Origin of the sequence: Haloferula sp., from assembly GCF_049672945.1 — a bacterium.
GTDB lineage: Bacteria > Verrucomicrobiota > Verrucomicrobiia > Verrucomicrobiales > Akkermansiaceae > Haloferula.
In genome coordinates this window covers 61,514-83,601 of sequence record NZ_JBATWY010000054.1, presented here as the reverse complement: position 1 = coordinate 83,601, position 22,088 = coordinate 61,514, and the positions used below count along the sequence as shown (strand labels likewise).

Sequence of the window (22,088 nt, the reverse complement as noted above, 5' to 3'; positions counted from 1 at the left end):
TTCGGATCAGCAAAAATCGGAGGGTGCCTTCATCTCGGCACCGCGTTTCGCTTGTTTGTGGGTTGATGACATTGGTCGCTTCTCCCTTGCAGGCCCTAACGCTTGTGGATGAGGACTTCGAAAGTGGTCTTCCGGCCTGGACCTATGTTGACAACCACAGTGGGGGAAATCCCAACAAGTACTCCTTGGCAAATGGTCACAACGGATCTGGAGGAACGTCTGGGAATGCCGGCTATGTGGGTCCGAATATTTCCAACAACGTCGGAAACGGAGGTGTCCCCGGGGCGTGGGTGCAAGTGCCGGAACTGGTGGTTTCACCCGCCCAACCATGGGGTCTGGAGCTTGACTTGAAATTCGATTCGGAGGGGGCGACCAACGACGATGCTGCAGTCTACTTTGGCGATCTAGACGGCCGGAATTTCTTCACTCTGGTTTTCAATGAGACGGTCAACAACAGTGATCTCCTCTACATTGAGGGAAATGAGCGGGCGGGCGTCGCCCTCAATGCCTTTGTCGATACGGCACCGGTGCAGGGAGTCTGGTATCGGGTCTCCCTTGATTGGAATCCGACGTCCAAAGTTCTCGGTCTTCTGATCAAGCGTTCCAGCAACAACAGTACGATTGCCTCCACCTCGGTGACGCTCGATGGCGGTAGTGCCGGCACGCCGGACCTGCTGAGCTTTGTTGGCGGATTGCAGTTCGGCTTTGGAACCTACAACGACAACGGAAGTTTCGACAACATCGTGCTGAACGGCACGGTCCTGAGCAACGAAGTCACTGTCGGTGATGACTTCCTGACGCTTGGAGTCGGAAACTCGGTTGCCTTTGATCCCAGTCTCAATGATAGCGCTGGTCTCGGCTCGATCGACCCCTCTAGCGTGATGATCACCTCTTCACCGGCATCGGGCAGCGTCATCTTTGATGCGTCTCGGAACATGCTCGTCTATGAGCACACCGGATCCATCGCTGGAGGGGACTCGTTCACCTATGAGATCGCCGCGGAGGATGGAACCGCAGGGAGCGGGACGGTTCAGATCACGATCAGCGATGCGCTGCGTCTGCCGAATACCACGGTGAACATGCCGGAGAGTCCACCAGCCGGAGGGGCTCTCAAACTGGTCGATGCGCTACCCGGTCTGACTTTCAATACGGCGGTGGCGGTGACTTCGGTGCCCGGAACGCCCGAGGCCCTCCTGATTGCCTCGATCAAAGGGCAGATCTGGTATATTCCGGACACGAGGGTCTCCAGTCCGAGGAAGGTCGAGATCCTCAATGTCTCCTCGCTCTCGAACTTCACCAACGGCCGCAGCATCTATTCGATCCAGTGTTTTCCGGATTTCGCCACAAGTCGTCATATTGTGGTGAACTATCAGGGCGACAAGAGTCGGATCCCATCGAGCGGGGTTCCGAATCTGATGAAGGACGATGAGCCTTTCAGCACCGTCACCTGCGACCTCAGGGTCTCGCGTTTCACGCTGAGTGCGGCACACATTGCCGATGCGGTTTCGAATGGCATGTCGAACGCCGAGAACAATGCGGTGCTGGCAACCGAGTTTTCCTATCTGAACATTGCCGAGCAAGCGACCTACCACTCGATCAACGATGCCCAGTTCGGGCCGGAAGGGTATCTTTACGTGAGCTTCGGCGACGAGGGTGAGCAGAACGAGCCCTTCCGCAACGCGCAGTTCATCACCAAGGACCAGTATGGCTCGATCATTCGTATCGATGTGAAGAAAAACCCCGCGAACCTGAAACCGAATCCCCACTACTCGATTGCGGCCAATGGTGGACTCAACGGGGCGGGGAAGTACGAGGTTTACAGCAACCCGGCGACGCAGGATCCCAACTTCTACATCCCGATCGACAACCCGTACGTCCACACCAGTTTGAACGGAAGTTGGGATGGGGTTTTCAATGGAGTCGACCTGGTGGCGTCGGGTGAGCTTGGTGACGTGCGCTCTGAGATGTGGGCCAATGGTTTGCGCAATCCCTTCAAGTTCCACCTCGAAACGAATGACAGCACAGGGGAGACCGAGGCATGGATCGGTGATGTGGGACGCAAGGAGCGCGAGGAATTCACCGTATTGAAGAAGGGCGAGAATGCCGGCTGGTCCTACTATGAGGGTACCTATGTTTCGACCTTGTTCAGCCATGGAATTCCGCCGACGGTTCACACGCCTCCGCTTTGGGAGTATCCCCACACGCAGGGAAACACTTCGGCGATTGGTGGGTTTTTCTACCGGAGCGGTTCGACGGCGCAGTTCGTTGGGAAATACATTGGAGGCGACTACGGGTCCGGACGAGTTTGGACGATCGAGCGGGATGCGAATCCTTCCAATCCGCCGATCGTCACCGAGTATCCGGAACTGCAAGGTCCAGGAAATGCGATTGTGGACTTTCATCAGGATCCGGTGACGGGTGACGTGCTGATTCTTTATGTCGGGGGTAGTGGGAAGCTGATGAGGATCACCGAGTCCGGTGCGCCGAGCGCCTTTCCGCCAACACTCGCGGAAACCGGGATCTTTGCCGATCCGCTGACCCTTGAGCCCAATCCGGGAGTGGTGGCCTACAAGCCGAACTTGAAGTTCTGGTCAGACGGCGCGGAAAAATCACGCTGGTTCGTGATCAAGGATCTGGCTGATAGGATGGTTTACTCACTCGACGAAAATTGGGATTTTCCAGAGGGGATGGTTTGGGTGAAGCACTTTGATTTTGATCTCGATCGGGACAATCCGGGGACCAACATGAAGCGGCTCGAAACGCGGGTCCTGGTGCGCAATGAAGGTGGATCCTACGGCGTCTCCTATCGATGGAATGAAGCCGGGACCTCCGCCAGTCTCGCGGCCTTGGGCGGTGAGGACTTTGAGATCAGCTACACCGAGGGGGGCGAGAACAAGGTCTTGCCGTGGCACATCCCCTCGCGAGCGGAGTGTCTTACCTGTCACTCACCGGTGGCAGGGCATGCGCTGAGCACCAGCACCCGTCAGCTCAATCTCGAGGGAACCATGGCGGGACAGAGCGGCAACATGATCGATCTGCTGGATTTGGCCGGCTATATCACAGGCTACTCGGGTGATTCGTCTTCGCTGCCGAAGTATCATCGTCCCTCCGACACGTCGGTTGATATCGAGACACGGGTGCGATCCTATTTGGCGGTGAACTGCGCGTATTGCCATCAGCCGGGTGGAAGCGGTCCGCCATCGTGGGACGGGCGCCCCGAGCTGACGATGGAGAAAACCGGCATGCTCTACGGATCCCTGCTGAGCGAGGCGACTCCTGACCACAGCGATCATGTGGTAAGAGTGGGGGACAAGGCGAGCTCGGCCATCTGGAACCGGGTCAACGCGCGTGCTGCCATCCCTGGCAAGGAGACATTCAATGGTTATACCCAGATGCCACCGCTGGCCTCCAATGCGTTTGATGACGAGGGGCTCGCCTTGCTATCCGAGTGGATCGACAACTTCGCCAATGTGCCGCCTTCGCCGGTAGCGGAGCAGACGGATGTGTCTGAAAATGCAAGCGTCGGGGTGCTGACCAGCCTGGATACCGCGACGGATCCGGATGTGCGTGATGGTGTGAGCGATCAATCCCGGCTGAGTTATACGATTCTTTCCGGAAACGAACAGGGCTTGTTCAAACTTGATCCAGCAAGTGGTGAACTGAGCGTGAACGGTATTCTGGATTATGAGCGTCAGGCTCAGCATGTGCTGCTGGTCCGAATCAACGACCACTTCGATCCCAATCCGGGGGTCGTCGATCACAGCATCGTGATTGATCTGATCGATGAGGTCTCGCCGGATGCCACTGACGACGGAAACGGCAACGGTATCTCTGATGTCTGGGAGTCCGGGTATGGATTGGTTGATCCAGATGGCGATGATGACTCCGGTGACCATGATGGCAATCCGCTCTTCTTTGAGTTCCTGTCGGGAGGCTGCCCGCTGGTGAACGAATCGCCCTCAAGCTTGAGCCTCTCCATCGCCCCTGATCCGGATCCCTCGAAGGCACGGATCGAATGGAGGGTAAGGAACGGATTGGTTCTAGGCGAACACTACAAGTTGCAAAAGTCCACCGTTCTTGACGGATGGAGTGACATGATGACGGGCGATTATGAAATCGTCTCGGTTTGCGAGGATGGGCCGGGGAGATCGAGGATCATCATCCGAGTGTCGATGTCTAACAACGGGTTCCTACGCTTGAGGAGCCGAAGCGAGCCTTGAGAGCGTTGGGTGATTGTTTCACTTGAGAGAATATGGCCTGCTCTTTGAGTCTTGGCCCAAGTCATCCAGTCGTCGTTACCAGCAGGGATCTTTCTTGTGCCGCCACAGAACCACGCCTTGATTCCGCCGATGGATCGCCGGTCGATTTCGTTGACCGTAAGTTGGTAGATTTTGGTGTAGCAGCTTCTGCTGCCGCGGATTTTTGTCGGTATTCGAGTAGGTTGGCGGTCCCCATTCGCCCATGAGTATGGGAACCTTCGAGATGGCGGCCTGGCGTTCAAGGTCATCCAACATTGGCACAATGACACTGGGGTCCATCTGGTAAAGATGAGGGGCGTAGATGACTCTCTCTCTCTGCCGAAGGATTCCTCGATGGGAACGACCGGATCGCAGCCTGGTCCCGGCTGGTCCCGGCTGGTCCCGGCTGGTCCCGGCTGGTCTTCAGGCTTGCGGAGCAGGGGCTGGATGAGCACCCATTCATCCGGACTGATTTCCTGCATGGCATCGGTTGGGCGGCGCAGTAGTGGAAGAATTTGCCCCTTCTGAATCTTCTCGTAGTCGGAATCACGTCCACGTGTCGGCTCATTCAGAAGGTGGTATCCAAACACGGACGGTTCGTCCTTGTAGCGGATCCATAGACGGCTCCAGCCCGCAAGAAGGTGCACTTCAGTCTTGTCAGGATCGCTCCAAAATTCTTCCCAGAAGGCATCGCCGCGTGGCTTTGCTCCATAGCTGACCAGCTTGAAAATCGTCCGAATGCCAGCTTCCTTGCCAAGCTGATAGTCGTTAGGGAGGCGACTTTGGAAGTCGAATATGACCGGTCCGAATTGATTTTCTAATCAATTGGTTTCCCACTTTTTTGGGAGACCATTGCGGCGGGACCGCCGTGACCTCCTTGGAAGGTCTTCGACTCGCAGAGGTCCATCTTGTCATCAAAGATGGTCCAATCAAGAACATCTCCCACGCAAGTGGGATAGCCAATGGCGAACGAATTGTTCTAACCTTTTGGTCTGGATAGATCTAAAGCCTATCCATTCGAGATTCCCAATTAAAAACACAATGAAAATGACTTCTAATCTGATCTCACCCAGAGTTCTAGTGCTTTCAGCAAGCTTGGCACTTCCCTTGATTTCAGGGGCCGCAACCATCTTTGGCGATCCCGCTGACGCTACCGTGCGCGCTGACGGTGTCGTTCAAAATGACACCTCGACCGAACTCATCGTCGGACAAACCTTCGGGGCCGCGGAGCGTAGCTCGGTTTTTGTGTTTCAGATTCCGAATTTTGGTGCGGTTGCTGACCCGTTCACCGCCACTTCGTTCGATGTCAACTACTTCAGCACCACCAACATCGACGGATCCGAGCCTTATGCCGTCGACGTCTATGCACTGGGTAACAGGGCAAGCAGTGAGGTGTTGCCTGGAGATTACTATACTGGTCCCTATAATGGTGACGCGACGGATGCGACCGGGCTGCAAGCAGCGTTGGTGACCCCGGCCTCAGCCTTGGGACTTTATTCGACAGACTCAGCAGCGAACGCGACTTTGCTTACCTACCTGAACGCTGCATATGACGGTGGGACAGGCGCTGGAACATTTGCCTTCATTCGTTTGAGTCTCCAGACTGAGGTGGATACCAATGAGCGAATGAATTTCACGGCCATTGAAGGCTCGATTGCAGCGACAGACCCTTCGATTGCTCCGCAGATTACCTACACTTCGCCGTTTCCTATCGTTCCTGAACCAAGTGCTCCTTTGATGCTCGGTGCTTCGGCTCTTCTTTTTGTGTTCCGTCGCCGGAATCGCTGAGTCGGGGAAGACTTCCCAAACTTGAGTTTGCTTCATTGCGGCCTCTTCGGTTTTCCGGAGGGGCCGCTTGCCGTTTTGGGTTGAACGCGAGGCGGGGACCGAATCCATTCGGTTGATTTCTCTCTCCAACGCGGGTGGCAGTCTGAAATACGTTTGCCGTGAAAGGTGACTTCAGGGTCATCAGGAATCGAGATCACGGGTGCTGGTTTTGCGCTCCCCATTATGGGGGAGAATCGAGGCTTTTGGTTGATGATGACGGTGGGCAGAGGCCATCCTACCGACCCTGAAATCTAGAGTCAGGCCTTGATTGGAAACCCGCCGATCAGCTCAATCGTTCCTTTTTCACTAAATTCCATGAACAAGACCCTATGCCATCTATGCAGCGCCATTTTGGGGCTTGCACCGATCCTGCAGGCGCAGCAGGTAATCACCAAACTGCGGGTCATCAATGCTGATAACAATCAACCCTTGGTTGGCTATGATCCACTTGTTTCCGGGGCTGTGATTGACTTGGAGACCCTGCCAACTCGCAATTTGAGCATTGAGGCGATCACCGATCCCGACCCGGTCGGGAGCGTGCGTTTTGCCTATGACGGCAATCCGGATTTCAAGACAGAGACGGTTAGGCCGTATGCCTTTTTTGGTGATACTCAAGGATCCTTCCACGCATGGACACCGGAACCCGGGAGTCACACCGTCCAGGCCACGCCATACACGGGTGGAGGTGCCAGTGGCACTGCCGGTACCCCGCTATCGATCAACTTCACCGTGGTGGATGGCGGTGGAGGAGGGAGTAACCCGACCAGTGGCACCTATCTTCAAGCCAATGGTTTGGTGGTGATGGAGATTGAGAACACGCCTTCACCCTACGACCTCTGGCTGAAGAAGACCAGTATCAGTGGATTTACCGGTTCCGGGTATCTCGATTTTAATGGGAATACGACCGAGAGTGGGCCTGCAACTTCGCCACTCGAATTTAAGTTCAAGATTAACCAGTCGGGCCTCCACTACCTTCATCTCTACTGTGCCCGGGAGACCGTCGGCGGCCGTACTGATGTGGCGAACGACTGTTATGTGCGGGTGGAAGGCGACTACAGCGCCGGCCCCGACGCGGGCAACAGCCACGGCGACGATGCACCGCTCAGTCTGCTGAAAAGCGACACCAAGTTTTACGGAGGAAACCACCATGAGTTTGTCTGGGCTTCAGGGAACCGCCTCGATCCCGGCGGCGACACCAATAAACGTGTGGCCATTTATGACTTCAAAGCCGGTCAGGAGTACAAGCTGGTCGTCTCCGGTCGCTCGAAGTTGTTCAAGATTGACCGCATCGTCTTCCGCCACGCCAACGTGACCAGTGGCACGGCTCAGAACATCAATCTCCCTGAGTCGGAAAAGATCTCGATCCCGAATCACAGCTATTCCGCGCTGGATGATTTCCCCATCATCGACGCCGGTGAGGTCGCCTACAAGAAGGTCGCACGTTACGATGCGCTGGAAATCGACGCCTCTGTGCCTGCCAATCGCGACAAGTTCGGCCGTGCCGACCGCTTCTTTGACGGCGTGGATGGGAGTTATGCGGTGAAAATCATCACCCTCACCGAAGAAGACGGCGAGTCCACCTATCGATTGCTGGTCAATGGTTCGGTCGTCGCGAGTTACCAGAACCCGCTCGTGGGCGTGGATTCCCCACTGGATCTCGAAGCCAACACCCACACCTGGAGTGACATCAAACTCAGGAACGGGGATCAGATTTCGGTGGAGTCGAACACCCACACCAACGGGCTCATTCCTGAGAACGGCGGCACCGCCTGGGCGCGCGGGCGCTGGCGACTCCTCGAGCTATTCCTGCAGTCTCGCGCGGCTGCGGAGGGGCCGCCTGCGGGACGCCTTGCCGTCGTCACCGATGGCAATGCGCACGACCCGGATGACGTCGCAGCCACCCCGATCGTGTTGGCGATGCTTCGTGCGAAAGGCGTGGCCAATCGTCTCGTTCACTACAACCATTCGTGCGAACTCAGGAACAAGCCGATCTTCAATCAGGCAGGAGGTGATACAGAGCAGCTTTTACGTCAGGAAATGAACCAGATCAGTTGTGATGGCACCGCCAGTCGCTGGGGAGGATTCGATCATCTGACCTTCTGGAACTGCCGCACTCAGTGGGATGAGGCCGTCGCGGATCTCAGGGCTGATCTTAACGCATCGACCGCTGCGGATCCGCTTTGGATCATCGAGGCGGGCGAGCCCGACGTCATCTATGAAGCCGCCATCGGTGCGAATCCGGGAGTGATGCAGCATGTCTACATCATCACCCATCACCCGAATAATGATATCGGCAAGGATTACGATCTCGATGATGTTCTCTCCTTGCAGTCACCCGGTGCGAGTGTCGTCCGCATCAGCGATCAGAATACGAATCTAAAGAATAATCTCTCGGACTGGCACTGGGCGCGGGATCATGCCGACCCGCGGGTCAACTGGTTATGGGAACGAGGGAAATTCGCGGCGGACGACGCCTTCGGTGAGGTGAAGTTCAAGTTTCCTGCGATTGCCGGAAAGTTCGACTGCTCGGATGCGGGTATGACGCTCTACTGGCTTACCGGCGCCACTAGCGGTGGTCTCCAGAATGGAGGGCCGGCGGAGATCGAGCAAATGCTGAACACATATATTGACGGCGGCATTCCGCTCACGGCCCATGCCGGTCCGGATCAAAGTGTGATGGATGCGGATGCTGATGGTAGCCATGAGGTCACGCTTGATGGCAGCTTGTCGATGGCCGCAGATGCCCCGATCACGAGCTATGTGTGGACGGAAGGAGCGACAACCTTGGCGACGGGTGAGACAGCCGAGGTGACGCTCGATCTTGGGAAGCACATCATCAATCTTACCGTGATCGACGAAACTGGAGCGAAGCATCGCGATACGGTGGTCATTACGGTGACCGAGTTCAGCCTCTCCAGCGGACCGATGTTTGGGGATCCGGCAGATGCAACCCCTCGCGGCGGAACCGCAGTAATGGACTCCGACTCAGACTCATTGATCGCAGGGCGGACCTTCAGTGCGGATGATCGTAGTGCGATTTGCGTGTTTGAATTGCCGGATCTGGGGATGGTGGACGACCCATTTGCTTCATCATCCTTCGAATTCTACTTTGAAGACACGAGAAACATGGCCCCGACCGAGCCGAGTGTCGATCTCTACGGACTGGGTTCGAGGGCGGCAAGGACGGTGCTGAATTCGGACTACTATACCGGTGTTTATGGGGGCGACACCACCGATGCGATTCCCTTGCAGCAAGGAATCCTCACGCCGACCAGCGCCACTGGCGCGACTTACCGCACCGACTCGGTTGCAAGTGCTGGATTGCTTGAGTATCTGAATGACCAGTATGCTGGGGGGGAGGGAGCAGGACAGTTCATTTTTCTCCGCTTCAGCATGAGCGCTGCGGTGGGCACGGATGTTCGCTACACGATCACTTCGGGGGACGGGGGCGTGCCAGGACCACCGGACACGAGGCCGCGGATCATCTATCAAGTCTTGCCGGATCTTGACCGGGATGGAATGCCCGATACATGGGAGATTCAAATGTTCCGCAGCAAGGAAAAGACAGGCTCTGGTGATGAAGACGGCGATGGGCAGTCAAATGAATCGGAATACATTGCCGGAACCGATCCTGGTGATGGAAGCTCCCGATTGCAGGTTGGCAGCATCGTCGAGATGGTTCCTGGATCGAGGAATTTCACCCTCCGCTGGGCCAGCGTGTTGGGCCGGACATACCTGGTGAGGAAGTCCACAATCCTTTCCGGCGATTGGCTGCCTGCTTCATCCCGAATTGCAGGCACGGGATCCGAGCTCACCTTTGAAGACGTTTCCAATCCGGAACCCAGCTGCTTCTACAGAATTGAAGTCACCATTCCTTAGCTTTTATCAAACCTCTCGGCAGATGCCGAAGGCAGGAACTTCCTGAGCATGGTTTCAGGTGGATATCATGTCGGTGGACTCACTTGTTATAAGTTTTCGAGGCTCCCCTTTTAGGGGGAACTGGTGAAATTCCATTGATTGAGGTGAACCGTGGAGCTGATGGTAGAGCGTAATATTTAGATTTGAACCGCCGAAGGCGTTGGCGTGGGGAAGGAACCATAATTTCCAGTTTCTCAACAGCTCTCGAGGAGGCTCCCAGTGTAGAATTAAGAACCCAGAACCAGTTAGAATGAAAATAACAAAAAAAACCCTAGGTCTCATGGCCGCAACAACCATCGGAGCGTCCGGTCAGTTCGTGCTGATCGATGATTTTGCCAACGGTGACACCATCACTCCGCCTTGGATTGCTCCTGAGACCACCCCAAGTCCATTGGCAGTGGTTCCCAATCCTGCAAACGACTCGGGCCAGGTTTTGGCAGTCACCGGTGTCTCGGGGCCACAAAACATTCGCAAGGCGACCGGGATCACGGCGACGGGTGGTATGATGACCTTTTACTTCGAGTTCTACGTTGCCTCTGGCGCGACAAAGGACTTGGACCTCGCCTTCTCGCTGACGGATCTTGACGAGGGAGGTGCTTGGGGTGATTTCGGCACCCGCATCCAGTTTAAGAACAGTTCCAATTCAGAAACCGCCGTTGCCGATACGGAGGCAATCGATGGTGGCAATGGGGGACAGACCCTCGATACCGAGTTTTTACTAGATACTTGGTATGGGGTCTGGATGGTGATCGACGATACCGCAAAGACCTGGCAGTTCTATGCGGCGTCCACGACCACCAACCGCTTTCTTGTCACCTCAGGATCGGGTGCTCTTGATGCCTTCGGGTTTCAGCGAAACAATGGTGCGGACGCGCTGGATTTCATCTACATGCGCTACTCGGGAGGAAACAATGGCGACGTCATCTACCTGGATAATATTTACGTCGATGAGCTCGGAGTGAATCCGGACGTGCCAAACGAGTTGGAAACGAATTTGGCTCTCTTTGTTGATTCGGACCTGGACACATTGGACGACAATGCCGAGTTGCTCATTACCGAGCAGTTTTACCTGGCCAATCCTGAGTTGCTGGGAGCGGCAAATCTGGATGATCTAACAGGATTGTTGATCGGCCCTGGCCCAGGTTCCGGAAGTGGGGATTTCGACGGCGATGGCCTGAGCGATCTGAAAGAGACGACCGAAACCATGACGAATCCGATGGATACGGATAGTGATGATGATGGTCTTTCGGACCTTGTAGAGACCAATAAGGGGCCTGATAGCTTCACGAGTCCGGAGAATACCGGATCGAATCCGAATAGGGCGGATACCGATGGCGACGGCATTTCCGACGGTAACGAAGTGGCGGGTCTGGACTCTGAAGGATCCTCCCATGGTTTTGGAATGACCAATCCAACCCTGGTCTCGACGGATGGCGACAGCTTGAGTGATGCCTGGGAGGTCGACAACATGCTGGACCCTCTGGATGACGGGAGCGTTGGCGAAACGGAACTCGATCTAAACGATGGTCCGAATGGTGATCTTGGTGATCCGGACGACGACAAACTCGGTAATCTTGACGAGTTTAATCAGAATACCCTGGCACAGGTCGCCGACACGGACGAAGACGGCTACACCGACTACGAGGAGCATGGAACGGGTGTCTGGGAGGGTGAGTCGTTTGACTTTGTGGGCCTCTTTCTAACCGGGACTGATCCTAACAATCCTGACACCGACAAGGATGGACTACTGGACGGTTGGGAGAACCCCGATATCGGAGTGGACTTCCCGGCTGCTCCCGGACCGCTTGAGCCCTACTGGAGTGATCCGAATGATTGGGATTTTGATGACGATCAATTCAGTGATGGCTCCGAGGTCCTGAATGGATCCTCTCCGAGTGGTAGCTCCGCTCCTTCGTCGCCGGTGCAGACGGCAGGTTTCCAGTTGCTCGAAAGCTTTGAGGGTGACGGCATGATAGTCGGCGAGACCTTTGACGGCGTGAACGGTTGGACGGCTGTCCCGAACCGAAACCAGGTGGCGATTGAGCCGATCGCGGGTGGTGACCAGGTTGGCAGTCTTGTGGGAACAAACCTGGCAGCATCAGTTTACAAGAGCCTGGACCAACGGGCTCCCGTACTCTCGATCATTGATGGAAATATCGGCACCTTTTTCTTCCAGCTCTACACAGGCACCAACATGGACAATAGCTATGGAATGATGGATCTGATCGAGCCTGCCAGCTTTGCTTTTGGAAGCTTCGAGCCACAGGTTGCCTTCCAAAACGCAGGGGTTCCCCCGTTTGCCATTGGCGGTCGAGCACCGGGAGGCGTGACGACGGATCAGTCGGACCTGATGGCCGACAATACCTGGTTTGATGTCTGGATAATTGCCGACAATTCCTCGGACACCTATCAGGTGTGGGTGCAACCGGCGGGTGGACTGAAGACACAGCTCACCTACGATGGAGGGACGACGGATTTCGTATTTAGGAACGGCACGAGTGATCCTCTGATCAATGCGATGATTGTCATTGGTGGCGCCTCCAGTGGAACGGCCTTGATCGACAATCTGTATGTTGACCCGGTCGCAGCCAACACGGAATTGCCGGAGGGCGTGACTTCCAAGCCGGCGGCGCCGGAGGTGTCCGATCTTCGAATCACGTGGGTGACCCGCAATGCTGGTGGCGATCTGCTGATCACCTTCAGACCGGGCGGAGCGGGTTATGTGCTAACTTCATCTCCTGACCTGAGTAGCGGCTTCGATGCCGCTGATGGGGCAACCTACGACGAGGTGGACACCTTCACCGTGCCTGCGGCGTCACTGGAAGGGAGCACGGAGTTCTTTTTCCGGGTTGAGGATGCTCCATGAGGTGATTGCTTGAAGGGCTTATGGCCGGTGTTGCAGGAATGGTGCGGCTCCGGCCTTTTCTTTGGGTGGGAATCAGGGCGATCAAGCTGGGGAAGGAATCGGACCAGGATGAATAGGATGAGGGCTGTGGAATCCGGTAAAAATCAGGTCCAGCATCGTGATTGGGCTCAAATGCCAGCCTTGGATTGGGGACAATGAATCCAATATCCTATCCGTCTTGGTCCAAAAGACACTCACGGGGTGCCGATTTGTCCCTAACTTGATCGCCCTGGGGTGGGAACTGAAATTCAGGAAGAATAGCTTTGCTAAGAATAGTTCTTATGGATACCGATACCGCCGATGGCTAGGAAACAGGTGCGGTTGAAAGACGTTGCGGAGAAGGCGGGTGTGGCGGTGAACACGGCTTCGACCATTCTAAATCGGCGCCCGAATTCATGGGCATCGAAGGAGACGGAGGAGAGGGTCTTCAAGGCCGCGAAGGAACTCGGCTACCGGCCGAACCGGGCGGCAGTGGCCTTGCAGGCCGGTCGTTTCAACACCATTGGGCTGCTGGTGGCCGATTTGCAGAACCCGTATTTCACGCAGTTTGCTTCGCTGATGGGAGTGGTGCTTGAGGAGCGGGGCTATGATCTGGTGATCGAGAACTGGCGCAATGATCTTGAGCGGGAGAAACGTTTGCTGGGGGATTTCGTCCATCGCGACGTGGATGGAGTGGCGGCTTTCCTGAGCGATGTGAACGCCCATCAGGATTTCCTTGAACATCAGGGTCGGCTTGGTTTTCCGATTGTGGTGTATGCGATGCCGGGAGCCGGATCGGCGTCGGTGGACATGGTGATTCCCAATTTCGAGATCGGGCTGCGTCAGGCTGCGGTCAAGCTGCATGAACTGGGCCATCGGAAGTTCGTGTTTCTGTCGGCGAGGTCGGAAGGCCAGCGTGTCGGGATGCGGCCACGTTTGTTCCGCGACGCGATCGCCGAACTGGATGACGGGGCGAATGTCGAAGTGGTCTCGTGTGGTCCTTCGATGGAGGCGGCCCGGGAAGTTGGGTTGAGGATCCTTGCCGAGCAGGACCGGCCAACTGCCATCGTTGCCCTCAATGATTTCACGGCGGTTGGGATCATGCGCTCGGCCAAGGAATTGGGCCTCGCCATTCCGGAGGATCTCTCGGTGGTGGGGATCGATGGCGTTCCCCTCGGAGCTCAGCTTGCAGTGGCGCTGTCGACGGTCATGCAGCCTTTGGAAGAGATGGCGGTCAGGACCGTGGAGATGATGATCGCGCGTATCGAGGGAGGAGACGATTTGCCGATGCAGCGGGAGGAATTCCCGACGAGCTTCGTTCAGCGGGAGTCGATTGGGAAAGCGATGCCGAGGCGGGCCTAGTTCTTCTTCGCGGCTTTTTCTGATGCGGCGTAGGAATCATGCCCGGTGGATCCGGAACCGAGTGCTTTGGCAAATGCCTTCGGAAGCTGGAGGGCATGTTGCTGTTTGACCGGTGAGAGTTCGGGATTGTCGGCGAGATTGCTCCACTCATGGGGATCCTTCTGGTGATCGTAGAGTTCTTCGGAACCGTCGACGTAGCGGATGTAGCGATAGCGTTCGGATCGAAGGGCGACGTTGCCGGGACCGAAGCTGGTGCGGGCGAGATGTTTCCAATCCGCATCGGTATCCTTGAGGAGAGGGACGAGACTGTGTCCTTCATGGATCGGATCCGGTGCTAGTCCGGTAAGCTCGAGCAAGGTCGGGTAGAGGTCGATCAAACCGACGGGTTTTCTAGTAATTCGTCCTCCTTCGATTCCAGGCCCGGCGATCATCACCGGCACCCGGGTACCATCCTCCCACAGCGAACGCTTTGCCCAGCGGTCCTTCTCACCCAGGTGAAAGCCGTGATCGGAGAACAAAACGATGATGGTGTTGTCCTTGTGCGGGCTCTTGTCGAGTGCCTCGAGAACCGTGCCGACGCATGAGTCGACGAAACTTACCGAGGCAAGGTAGGACTGGACGGCGTGCTTCCATTCGCCGCTGCTTCGGACCCACTCTTGGGTCGGGGCGACGTGCTTCAAGCGGGTGATGTTGATGGCATACTCGGAGAGGTCGGAGAGATCATCGTCTTTGACTTTCGGAAGCTTGATCTCGTCGAGGGGATGGAGGTCGTACCATTCCTTGGGCACGAACATCGGGACATGGGGGCGATAGAATCCGACGGCGAGTAGGAAGGGTTTTCCAGTGTTCGGCTTCGCTAGTTCTTTCGCAGCCCACTCGGCGATCTTGAAGTCAGGCATTTCCTCATTTGAATCCGGGAATGCACCCCAATCCCAGAGGGGATGTCCGTGGGGTTGGCTGATCTTCTTCTTCGGCATCGGGCCGAAACCGCCGTAGCTTCCTGCGTAGTTGCTGATATAGAGCGAGTTCTCCTTGTTGTGGAAAAGCTTCCCCGCGCCACTGACATGATAGCCTTCCTGCTCGAACCTTTTCGGCAGGGGTGTGGACTTGGCGGCTACCGGAGAAGAGCCGATGTCCGGGTTGAGGAAGTAGATGCCGCTTGTTTCCGGATAGAGCGAGGTCATCAGGCTGGCCCTCGAAGGGTTGCAGACCGGCGATTGGCAGTGAGCATTTGAAAAGAGGACGCCGCGTTTGGCGAGGGCATCAAGGTTTGGGGTCTTTGCCTGCGGATGCCCCTTGAGGCAGCCGATCCAATCGTTCAGGTCATCGATCGAGATCAAAAGAATGTTCGGCTGCTCTCTGGCTTGCGACAGGCAGGTCGCCGCGAGTGCGATCAGAAGAACTCGGATGGGAGCAAAGATGGCGGTCACGGTTTTAGCGGCTGATTTCGAACTGATAACTCCCTGCCGGAACGAGGGCTGTGGACTCGCCATTCACTTCACTGAACCTGGCTTCGCCCTTGGTTACGGTGATCTTCTCTACAGGGAAAGGAAGGACAATACGTCCGCTGGCATTGGGCGGGATCACGGTAGTCATTTGCCAGGCGGCATCCGTTTTCTTCCAGCCGTTGGATGCCTTTCCGTAGCGGGTGTCGAGGCTTGCTTCCGCGTGGTCTAGAGGAAAGCTCTCATCGAGAATCGGGGCGACAAGCACTTCCGCGTAGCCAGGTTTTTCAGCGGTTGGGGCAATTCCTGCGATTCGTTCGTAGAGGAAGCTTCCGACGGCACCGTAGGCATAGTGATTGAACGAGTTCATCGAGTCATCACCAAAGCCGTCTTTTTTGGTATAACTGTTCCAGCGTTCCCAGATGGTGGTGGCACCCTGATCGATGGAATAGAACCAGCTGGGGTATTCGGAGGTGAAGAGAATGTCCCTTGCCTGCTGGCGAAGGCCATATTTCTCGAGGGTTTGGATAATGACCGCCGTTCCGATGAAGCCGGAGTTAAGGAGATTGTCGTCCTTGCTGATCCGCTCTGCCAAATTCCGGGCGGCCTTCCTGGCGAGATCCCCATGAAGAAGGTCGAAGGCAAGCGGCAGGATGTAGGCGGTCTGAGTTGCGGTTCCTTCGATCACTTCTCCTTCAGGGTTGAAGAACTTGGCGGATACGGATTTCGAGATCGAATCAAACAGTTCCCGGTAGTCTTCTTCTTCACTCTCCAGCCCGAGGGCATCGGCAGCTTTGGCGCAGAGCGAAGCACCATAGGCATAGTAGCATGTCGCAAGAATCCTGGTCGAGGTTTCGCCGCTGCGGTCATCCTTTCCAATCGATTTGGTCCCGTAGCTCTTGGGCTGGAGCCAGTCTCCGAAGCTGTTCGGCTCGTCGACGATGCCGTCCTTGGCCTTGGCCGTGTAGTAGCCGACGCGTTTCTTCATCATCGGGTAGAATTCGCGCAGGACATCGAGGTCGCCGGTGCGGAGGTAGAGTTCCCACGGAATGACGAACGCGGCATCACCCCAGCCAGCGGAGTTGATCCAGTTTCGATATTGATTTGAAGGAATGATGTGAGGCACGCCGCCATCGGGCTTCATCTCTTGCCTGATGCTTTCCAGATAGCTCATCCAGAAGGCATGGGTGTCGTAGTTGAAAAGGGACACCGGACTGAAGACCTGGGCGTCGCCGGTCCATCCGTATCGCTCGTTGCGCTGCGGGCAGTCGGTTGGGATGTCGAGGAAGTTGCCGCGCTGGCCCCAGACAATGTTGCTTTGCAGTTTGTTGAGCTTCGTATGCGACGAATCAAAGGTCCCGGTGAGGGGGAAATCGGTGTGAAGGACCTGACCGCTCACCCAGTCGAGGCTTGGTTCCGCAGTCGCGTCGTAGCCGGAAATTTCGATGTACTGAAACCCGAAGAAAGTGAAGGTCTGGGTGTATTCCACGATGCCGTCCACTGCCGGGATGTAATTCGCCAGCGAGCGAGCCGTTCGATAATTTCCGCGGTAGAGCGTGCCGTCCTCCTCAAGCATTTCGGCCATTCGAATGGTGATCGTTTGCCCTTTCCTTGCCGGGAGCTTGATCGAAATCCAGCCGACCATGTTCTGCCCAAGATCATAGACGACCTTGCCATCTTCGAACTTGCGCATCGAGATCGGCTTGAGGGTCTCAATGACCCGGCTGCCTTGAAAGCGCTTCGGAGAAAGCGATACCTTCGGGTCGAGCGGGGTGGCGGCAACCGCTTTGAATTTTTCAGCGCCCTGGTAGTCGGGAAGATCCCAGCCATCGAGTTCCTTGCGGGCATCGTAATCCTCACCGTGCCAAATGTCGGCCATGGTGATCGGACCATCGGTCGTGAGGCTCCAGCTTTGATCCGTCACAATGGTTTCAAGCACCTTGCCTTCCGGAGACTTGAGTTCCAACTGGGCGAGAAGTTCAGGCATCTGGCCATAAAATCGCTTCGAGATCGTACCGGCGAACCAGCCGTCGGAAATACGCGCAGCAAGGACGTTCTCACCTTGGCGGAGAAGTGGGCCGACGTCGTAAGTCACGGTTTCGATCTTCTGGGTGTAGTCGGTCCATCCAGGGATAAACGCATGGGGCGTCACCAGTTGGCCATTGATCCGGAAGTCGACGATGCCCTTCGCTGTGAGGTAGAGCCGTGCCATTTCCGGGACTTGTTCGATCTCGAAAGTCTTGCGCAGGTGAACGACGGGATTGCCCATTTCCCCGGGAGCCTTGAAGCCCTCTTTGGGGAGATGAATCCATTGGCCCTTCCAGTCCGAGTTTTCTAACAGACCCAGTTCGAAGTGTGCCCAGTCGGACCAATCGGATTCTTTGGAGTCCTGATCCCAGTAGCGAACCCGCCATGCCACTCGCTGCCGTGAGCTCAGGTCCGGTCCGTCGTAGGGGACATAGACGGAGCGGGCAGACTCCACCTTGCCGCTGTCCCAGAGCGTTTCCGGGTGTTCGCTTCCGGTGTCGGTGACAACGAGTTGGTAGGCGGTTTGACGCGCTCCTTGGCGAGGATCCTTGAGCTTCCAGGAAAAGCTCGGCTTCGGGTCGTGAAAGCCGAGCGGATTGATCCGGCCTTCGTTGACGGAGAGCTCGGCGGGAGGCTCAGGAGTCGCCAAGGTGCTTGGTGACCAAAGGGTGAACAAAGTCAGGAGGATCAGTCTCATACCTCAAAGAAGCTAGAGTTCGCTGGGCACTTGGCAAGGGCTCAGGAAAGGTTTCTTGTAAGTCTGGAGAAACCGCCGTCCTGATCGGTTCAAGGCTCGAGATGATCGAAGCCGCAGACACAGGACGTGCCAGAAAGCGCTTCACGAGCAGGCGCTCCTTCTGCGCCGAAGTCTGTGAGCGAAATCGCGTAGCGATAGAACGCGCGGTCCTCAGGTGGGTTCGGGTCGCTGAGGTCCAGTTGCTGATCGCTTGAGATGGCGACGGGATCTCCAACGGGAGACCAGGAGGTCAGAGTCAGGTTTGCCCTTTCGAGTTGATAGGTTCGGCCGGCCCGGGCAGCGATTCCCATTTCGGAGTCCGCGGAAATACTGGCACTTGGTCGGTCGTTTGCGAGGTCGGGATCGGTTCCTGCGATCATTTCATCGCGATCACTGTAGCCGTCTCGATCAGCGTCGATGAGGTCCTCGCCTGCAGCATAGGGGTCGCGGCCGTTCTCCTCCTCGATCCAGTCGGGGACCGTATCGTTGTCACTGTCGGGATCGATCATGTTGGGAAGCCCGTCGAAGTCGGGGTCGGCGATTCCCTCGATGGCATCGGGAATACGATCTCCATCGTAGTCGCCGTCGCTGGTGAAGATGGTGTCGATTGCGAGTGTCGCGTTTGCAAGCGCCGTGGGATCGAGCCGCAGGTTGATGATTGAATTCCCACTCCAACTCGGATGCTGCGAGGCGTCGAGGTAGACCCATTGTGGGGCGCTTGACGCCGGGTAATTGGTGGTGATCCGGCGTGAGGGATCCGCGCCGCCCGCTCCGGGTATGCCCCAGAAAAGGTCCATCCGTGAAGCCTTGTCAGCCTGCATGAGGACCAGGAATCCCTGCACGGCATCGCCTGAAATGATGGGATGATCGCGAGTAAGCTTTGGATCGATCCCAGTCGTCGTGAACTGGTAGAGACTGCTGGCGATCACTGGGGTGCCGATGTCTGCAGTCGCACTCCAGCCCTCGGCATCGCCATCGAAATCGAAGAAGATGACCCCATCAAGTGGGTCACGAGCCTTGGCGATCTCATCGCCGTCGTTGATGCCATCATTGTCACTGTCGGCGTCCTGCCAGTTCTCCAAACCATCGTTATCGGCGCCGCCCGGAGCCTCGTCCACATCAAGCAAGCCGTCGTCGTCGGCATCACCATCCGTCGACCAGATCCGATCAATTTCGATGGTGGCGCCTGTCATGTTGATCGGATCGAGACGTAGGCTGGTGATCGTTTTGCCGAGCCAATCGGGATGGCTGAAGAGATCGAAGAGGACGGTGCGGAAGACGTTGTCGCCTTGCAGCGTGATCGTTGGCACCGGGCTGACCGCCACCCCAGGACTGCCAACGCGGCCCCAGAAAAGCTGACAGCCACCTGCCCGGTTTGAACGAATGCGCACGGCGATCATTGGGTGGTCAGCCGAGTTGAGCCTCAGGTTCGGGCTGGTCAGCTTGGGATCGGAAGACTGGGTTTCGCCACTGAGCGATCCATTGGTGACGGTGATCGGACCCATGTCGCTGTCGGGAGTCCAGCCTTCCGCGTTGCCTTCGTTGTTGAAGAGGAAGAACAAGCTGGGAGCCCAGGGATCACGACCATCGGCGAGTTCCGTTCCGTCCGGAACCCCATCTCCATCGGCATCAGGATCAAGAAAATTGTCCGTGCCATCGCCATCAATGTCGCCGGATGGTTCATCGGCGTCGGCGATTCCATCACTGTCCGAATCAAGTGAAGTGGAGCGGATATCCACCGAGTAAAACTGGGTCGAATCGGCACCGCCGGTCACGGCCACAGTGTAGAGGCCCACATCGTTCAGCTGCAGGGTTACGGACTCGGTTTCTCCGGACGGCTTGTCGTTGATATTCGCCATGGTGCTACCCGAGGGGTTGCGGACGATGAAGGAAAGATTGCTGCGGTTGGGTGAGTTGAGGGTTCTCGTCGTGCCGCCTTCAGGGACGTAGTTGTAAATCACACCGCGTGGACTGACGGAGATGTCGACCTCGATCGGAGCGGCGATGGTGAAGGAGAAAACGTCGATGTCTGAATTGTCATCGATGGAAACGATATCGGTCTGGTTGGCGGAGACGAGGATGTCGTCGATGTCGGTTCCCGCTTGAGCGATCCGGGTTGAACTGACGAGGCCGAGTGGAGTGGCGCTGGCGGGAGTATCGTTGCCACCATTCTTTTCGAAGAAGTCGCCGTACTTGCGATGGAGGGCGAGCAGATCATCGAGCTGGGGTCCATTCAGGTTGCCGCCGCTGGCGGTGACGACCGAGTTCGAAGCGCTGCCTTCGACCGTGACATGATCGAGTCCGAGTCCGTGAGCGTGTTCGTGGCCAACGATGAGGCGCAAGGTGTTCGCGCTCGCGAAGGTTCCTCCAGCGGTATTGAGAACCATGTCGCCGTTGTTAGGTGAGGCATTGTAACCGAGAGCACCGGAAAGTGCCGTGCCAGCGATGCGGATGTCACCGCGGGTGGGCGATGAGGATTTGCCGGGAGCACCACTGGGGGCTCCGTCATCCGTGACATACTGATAGCTCAGTCCGGTCTTGCTGGCGTAGATATCAAAGCGGGACTTGATCGCGGCGAACCATGGGCGGAGGGTCAGGTCCGTGATGCGCTCGTTGGCTGGGACATTCCAGAGCGTGTCGAGGCGGGCGATGAGATTGCTCTCCGGATTTGGATTACTCGGTGGGGTGAGGATGGATGGCAGGGAAACGCCATCAGGAATGATACTCCAGGTCAGGGTGAGGGGTGATCCAAGGGTCAGGCCGGAACCACTGCTTGCCGTGCTGGTCCATCGTTGACCGTCACTCGTATTGGCGGAATGCAGAGTTGCCGGAAGAAGGATAAGACATGCGATGAACGACCTCATGGTAAGGTTCAGGCTGCCGCTCTTCAGTTGACGTTACCAAGTGAGCCTGGCCAGTATCTTTCGACAAATTCCTGGTTGCTGAGGAAGGGTAGGACTTCGGTATGCCCGTCGGCGAAGAGCACGATCTGGTTCCTACGATGAACGTCGTCGTTCGGACCATCCGGGCCACCGCGGTCATGGTAGGCGTGGCTTCCGGAGCCGACGACATTTTCGATTCCTTCGGTGCCGGCGTGCCATTCAACCACGGTCGCAGCGGTTGACGGAGAAGAAATGATCGACATGGGAACGCCCTGATTGAAGGGGCGGGTTTTCCATCCCCGGAATTGAGTTCCGTTCGACCAGTTCGTCGTCCATGGGACGATGGCATAGCTGCGGGCATACTTGTCGCTGCTTCTTTGCTTCTTGTCGGATGGGCAGGCGAAGTAGGAAGCGGGCTTCTCGATTTCGGGCCAGTTTTCTTTCGTGAGTGGTCCGTTGCCTTTCAGGCTTTCGTCGCCGACATAGCCGAGGTAGGGCAGGATGGCGCGGTCCCATGCGATTCCATCCAGCTTTCCGGGAAAGCGCCGGAAGTCGGCCTGATGAGCGGCCAGGCCGAGCCCGATCTGCCTGAGATTGTTGGTGCATGTCGCGGTCGTGGCGCTTTCCTTGACTCGATTCCCCATCATGAAGGCAAGGGTGGCCAGAACGGTGACGATGACGATGACCACCATCAGTTCTGTGAGGGTGAAGCCTCGAGGCCGCTTCAAGGTTGATACTGATTTCACTGGATTGAGGTGGTTCGGATGG

General features: G+C 56.7%; 9 protein-coding genes. 5 read left to right on the top strand and 4 right to left on the bottom strand.

Annotated features, from left to right (window positions below):
- Positions 1-65 precede the first annotated feature (65 nt).
- The 5 genes from WBG04_RS04775 to WBG04_RS04755 all read left to right on the top strand — a co-directional run bounded on the left by WBG04_RS04775 (position 66) and on the right by WBG04_RS04755 (position 14,229).
- Entirely contained in the window at positions 66-4,220 is a 4,155-nt protein-coding gene (locus tag WBG04_RS04775) for a cadherin domain-containing protein (RefSeq protein WP_424313237.1), read from the top strand.
- 1,059 nt (positions 4,221-5,279) lie between these two features.
- Positions 5,280-6,026: a PEP-CTERM sorting domain-containing protein gene (locus WBG04_RS04770; protein ID WP_424313236.1), complete on the top strand. Its 747-nt coding sequence runs from the start codon at positions 5,280-5,282 to the stop codon at positions 6,024-6,026.
- A 354-nt stretch (positions 6,027-6,380) separates the two neighbouring features.
- The gene (locus WBG04_RS04765) at positions 6,381-9,944 is read left to right on the top strand and encodes a PKD domain-containing protein (RefSeq protein WP_424313235.1); all 3,564 of its coding nucleotides are present in this window, start codon (positions 6,381-6,383) and stop codon (positions 9,942-9,944) included.
- Between the two features lie 319 nt (positions 9,945-10,263).
- A complete protein-coding gene (locus tag WBG04_RS04760) occupies positions 10,264-12,849 on the top strand; it encodes a hypothetical protein (RefSeq protein ID WP_424313234.1) in 2,586 nt (861 codons plus the stop codon).
- 339 nt (positions 12,850-13,188) lie between these two features.
- Entirely contained in the window at positions 13,189-14,229 is a 1,041-nt protein-coding gene (locus WBG04_RS04755; protein ID WP_424313233.1) for a LacI family DNA-binding transcriptional regulator, read from the top strand.
- Here WBG04_RS04755 and WBG04_RS04750 read toward each other — a convergent pair.
- From WBG04_RS04750 to WBG04_RS04735, 4 genes are all read right to left on the bottom strand, one after another.
- Positions 14,226-15,659, bottom strand: coding sequence for a sulfatase (locus WBG04_RS04750; RefSeq protein WP_424313232.1), 1,434 nt, complete (start codon positions 15,657-15,659; stop codon positions 14,226-14,228). The two genes, WBG04_RS04755 and WBG04_RS04750, sit on opposite strands and share 4 nt — an antisense overlap.
- Positions 15,660-15,663: 4 nt before the next feature.
- Complete coding sequence (locus tag WBG04_RS04745; RefSeq protein WP_424313231.1) at positions 15,664-18,399, bottom strand: family 78 glycoside hydrolase catalytic domain; 2,736 nt, start codon at positions 18,397-18,399, stop codon at positions 15,664-15,666.
- A gap of 89 nt (positions 18,400-18,488) precedes the next feature.
- Complete coding sequence (locus tag WBG04_RS04740; RefSeq protein ID WP_424313230.1) at positions 18,489-21,302, bottom strand: hypothetical protein; 2,814 nt, start codon at positions 21,300-21,302, stop codon at positions 18,489-18,491.
- Positions 21,303-21,325: 23 nt separating this feature from the next.
- On the bottom strand, positions 21,326-22,066 hold the full coding sequence (locus WBG04_RS04735; protein ID WP_424313229.1) for a type II secretion system protein: 741 nt from the start codon (positions 22,064-22,066) through the stop codon (positions 21,326-21,328).
- Positions 22,067-22,088: the final 22 nt, after the last annotated feature.

Excerpts from the sequence above, each read along its gene's own strand:
- WBG04_RS04775 (WP_424313237.1), top strand. The coding sequence starts at position 66 with ATGACATTGGTCGCTTCTCCCTTGCAGGCCCTAACGCTTGTGGATGAG.
- WBG04_RS04770 (WP_424313236.1), top strand. The coding sequence starts at position 5,280 with ATGAAAATGACTTCTAATCTGATCTCACCCAGAGTTCTAGTGCTTTCA.
- WBG04_RS04765 (WP_424313235.1), top strand. The coding sequence starts at position 6,381 with ATGAACAAGACCCTATGCCATCTATGCAGCGCCATTTTGGGGCTTGCA.
- WBG04_RS04760 (WP_424313234.1), top strand. The coding sequence starts at position 10,264 with ATGGCCGCAACAACCATCGGAGCGTCCGGTCAGTTCGTGCTGATCGAT.
- WBG04_RS04755 (WP_424313233.1), top strand. The coding sequence starts at position 13,189 with ATGGCTAGGAAACAGGTGCGGTTGAAAGACGTTGCGGAGAAGGCGGGT.
- WBG04_RS04745 (WP_424313231.1), bottom strand. The coding sequence starts at position 18,399 with ATGAGACTGATCCTCCTGACTTTGTTCACCCTTTGGTCACCAAGCACC.
- WBG04_RS04740 (WP_424313230.1), bottom strand. The coding sequence starts at position 21,302 with ATGAGGTCGTTCATCGCATGTCTTATCCTTCTTCCGGCAACTCTGCAT.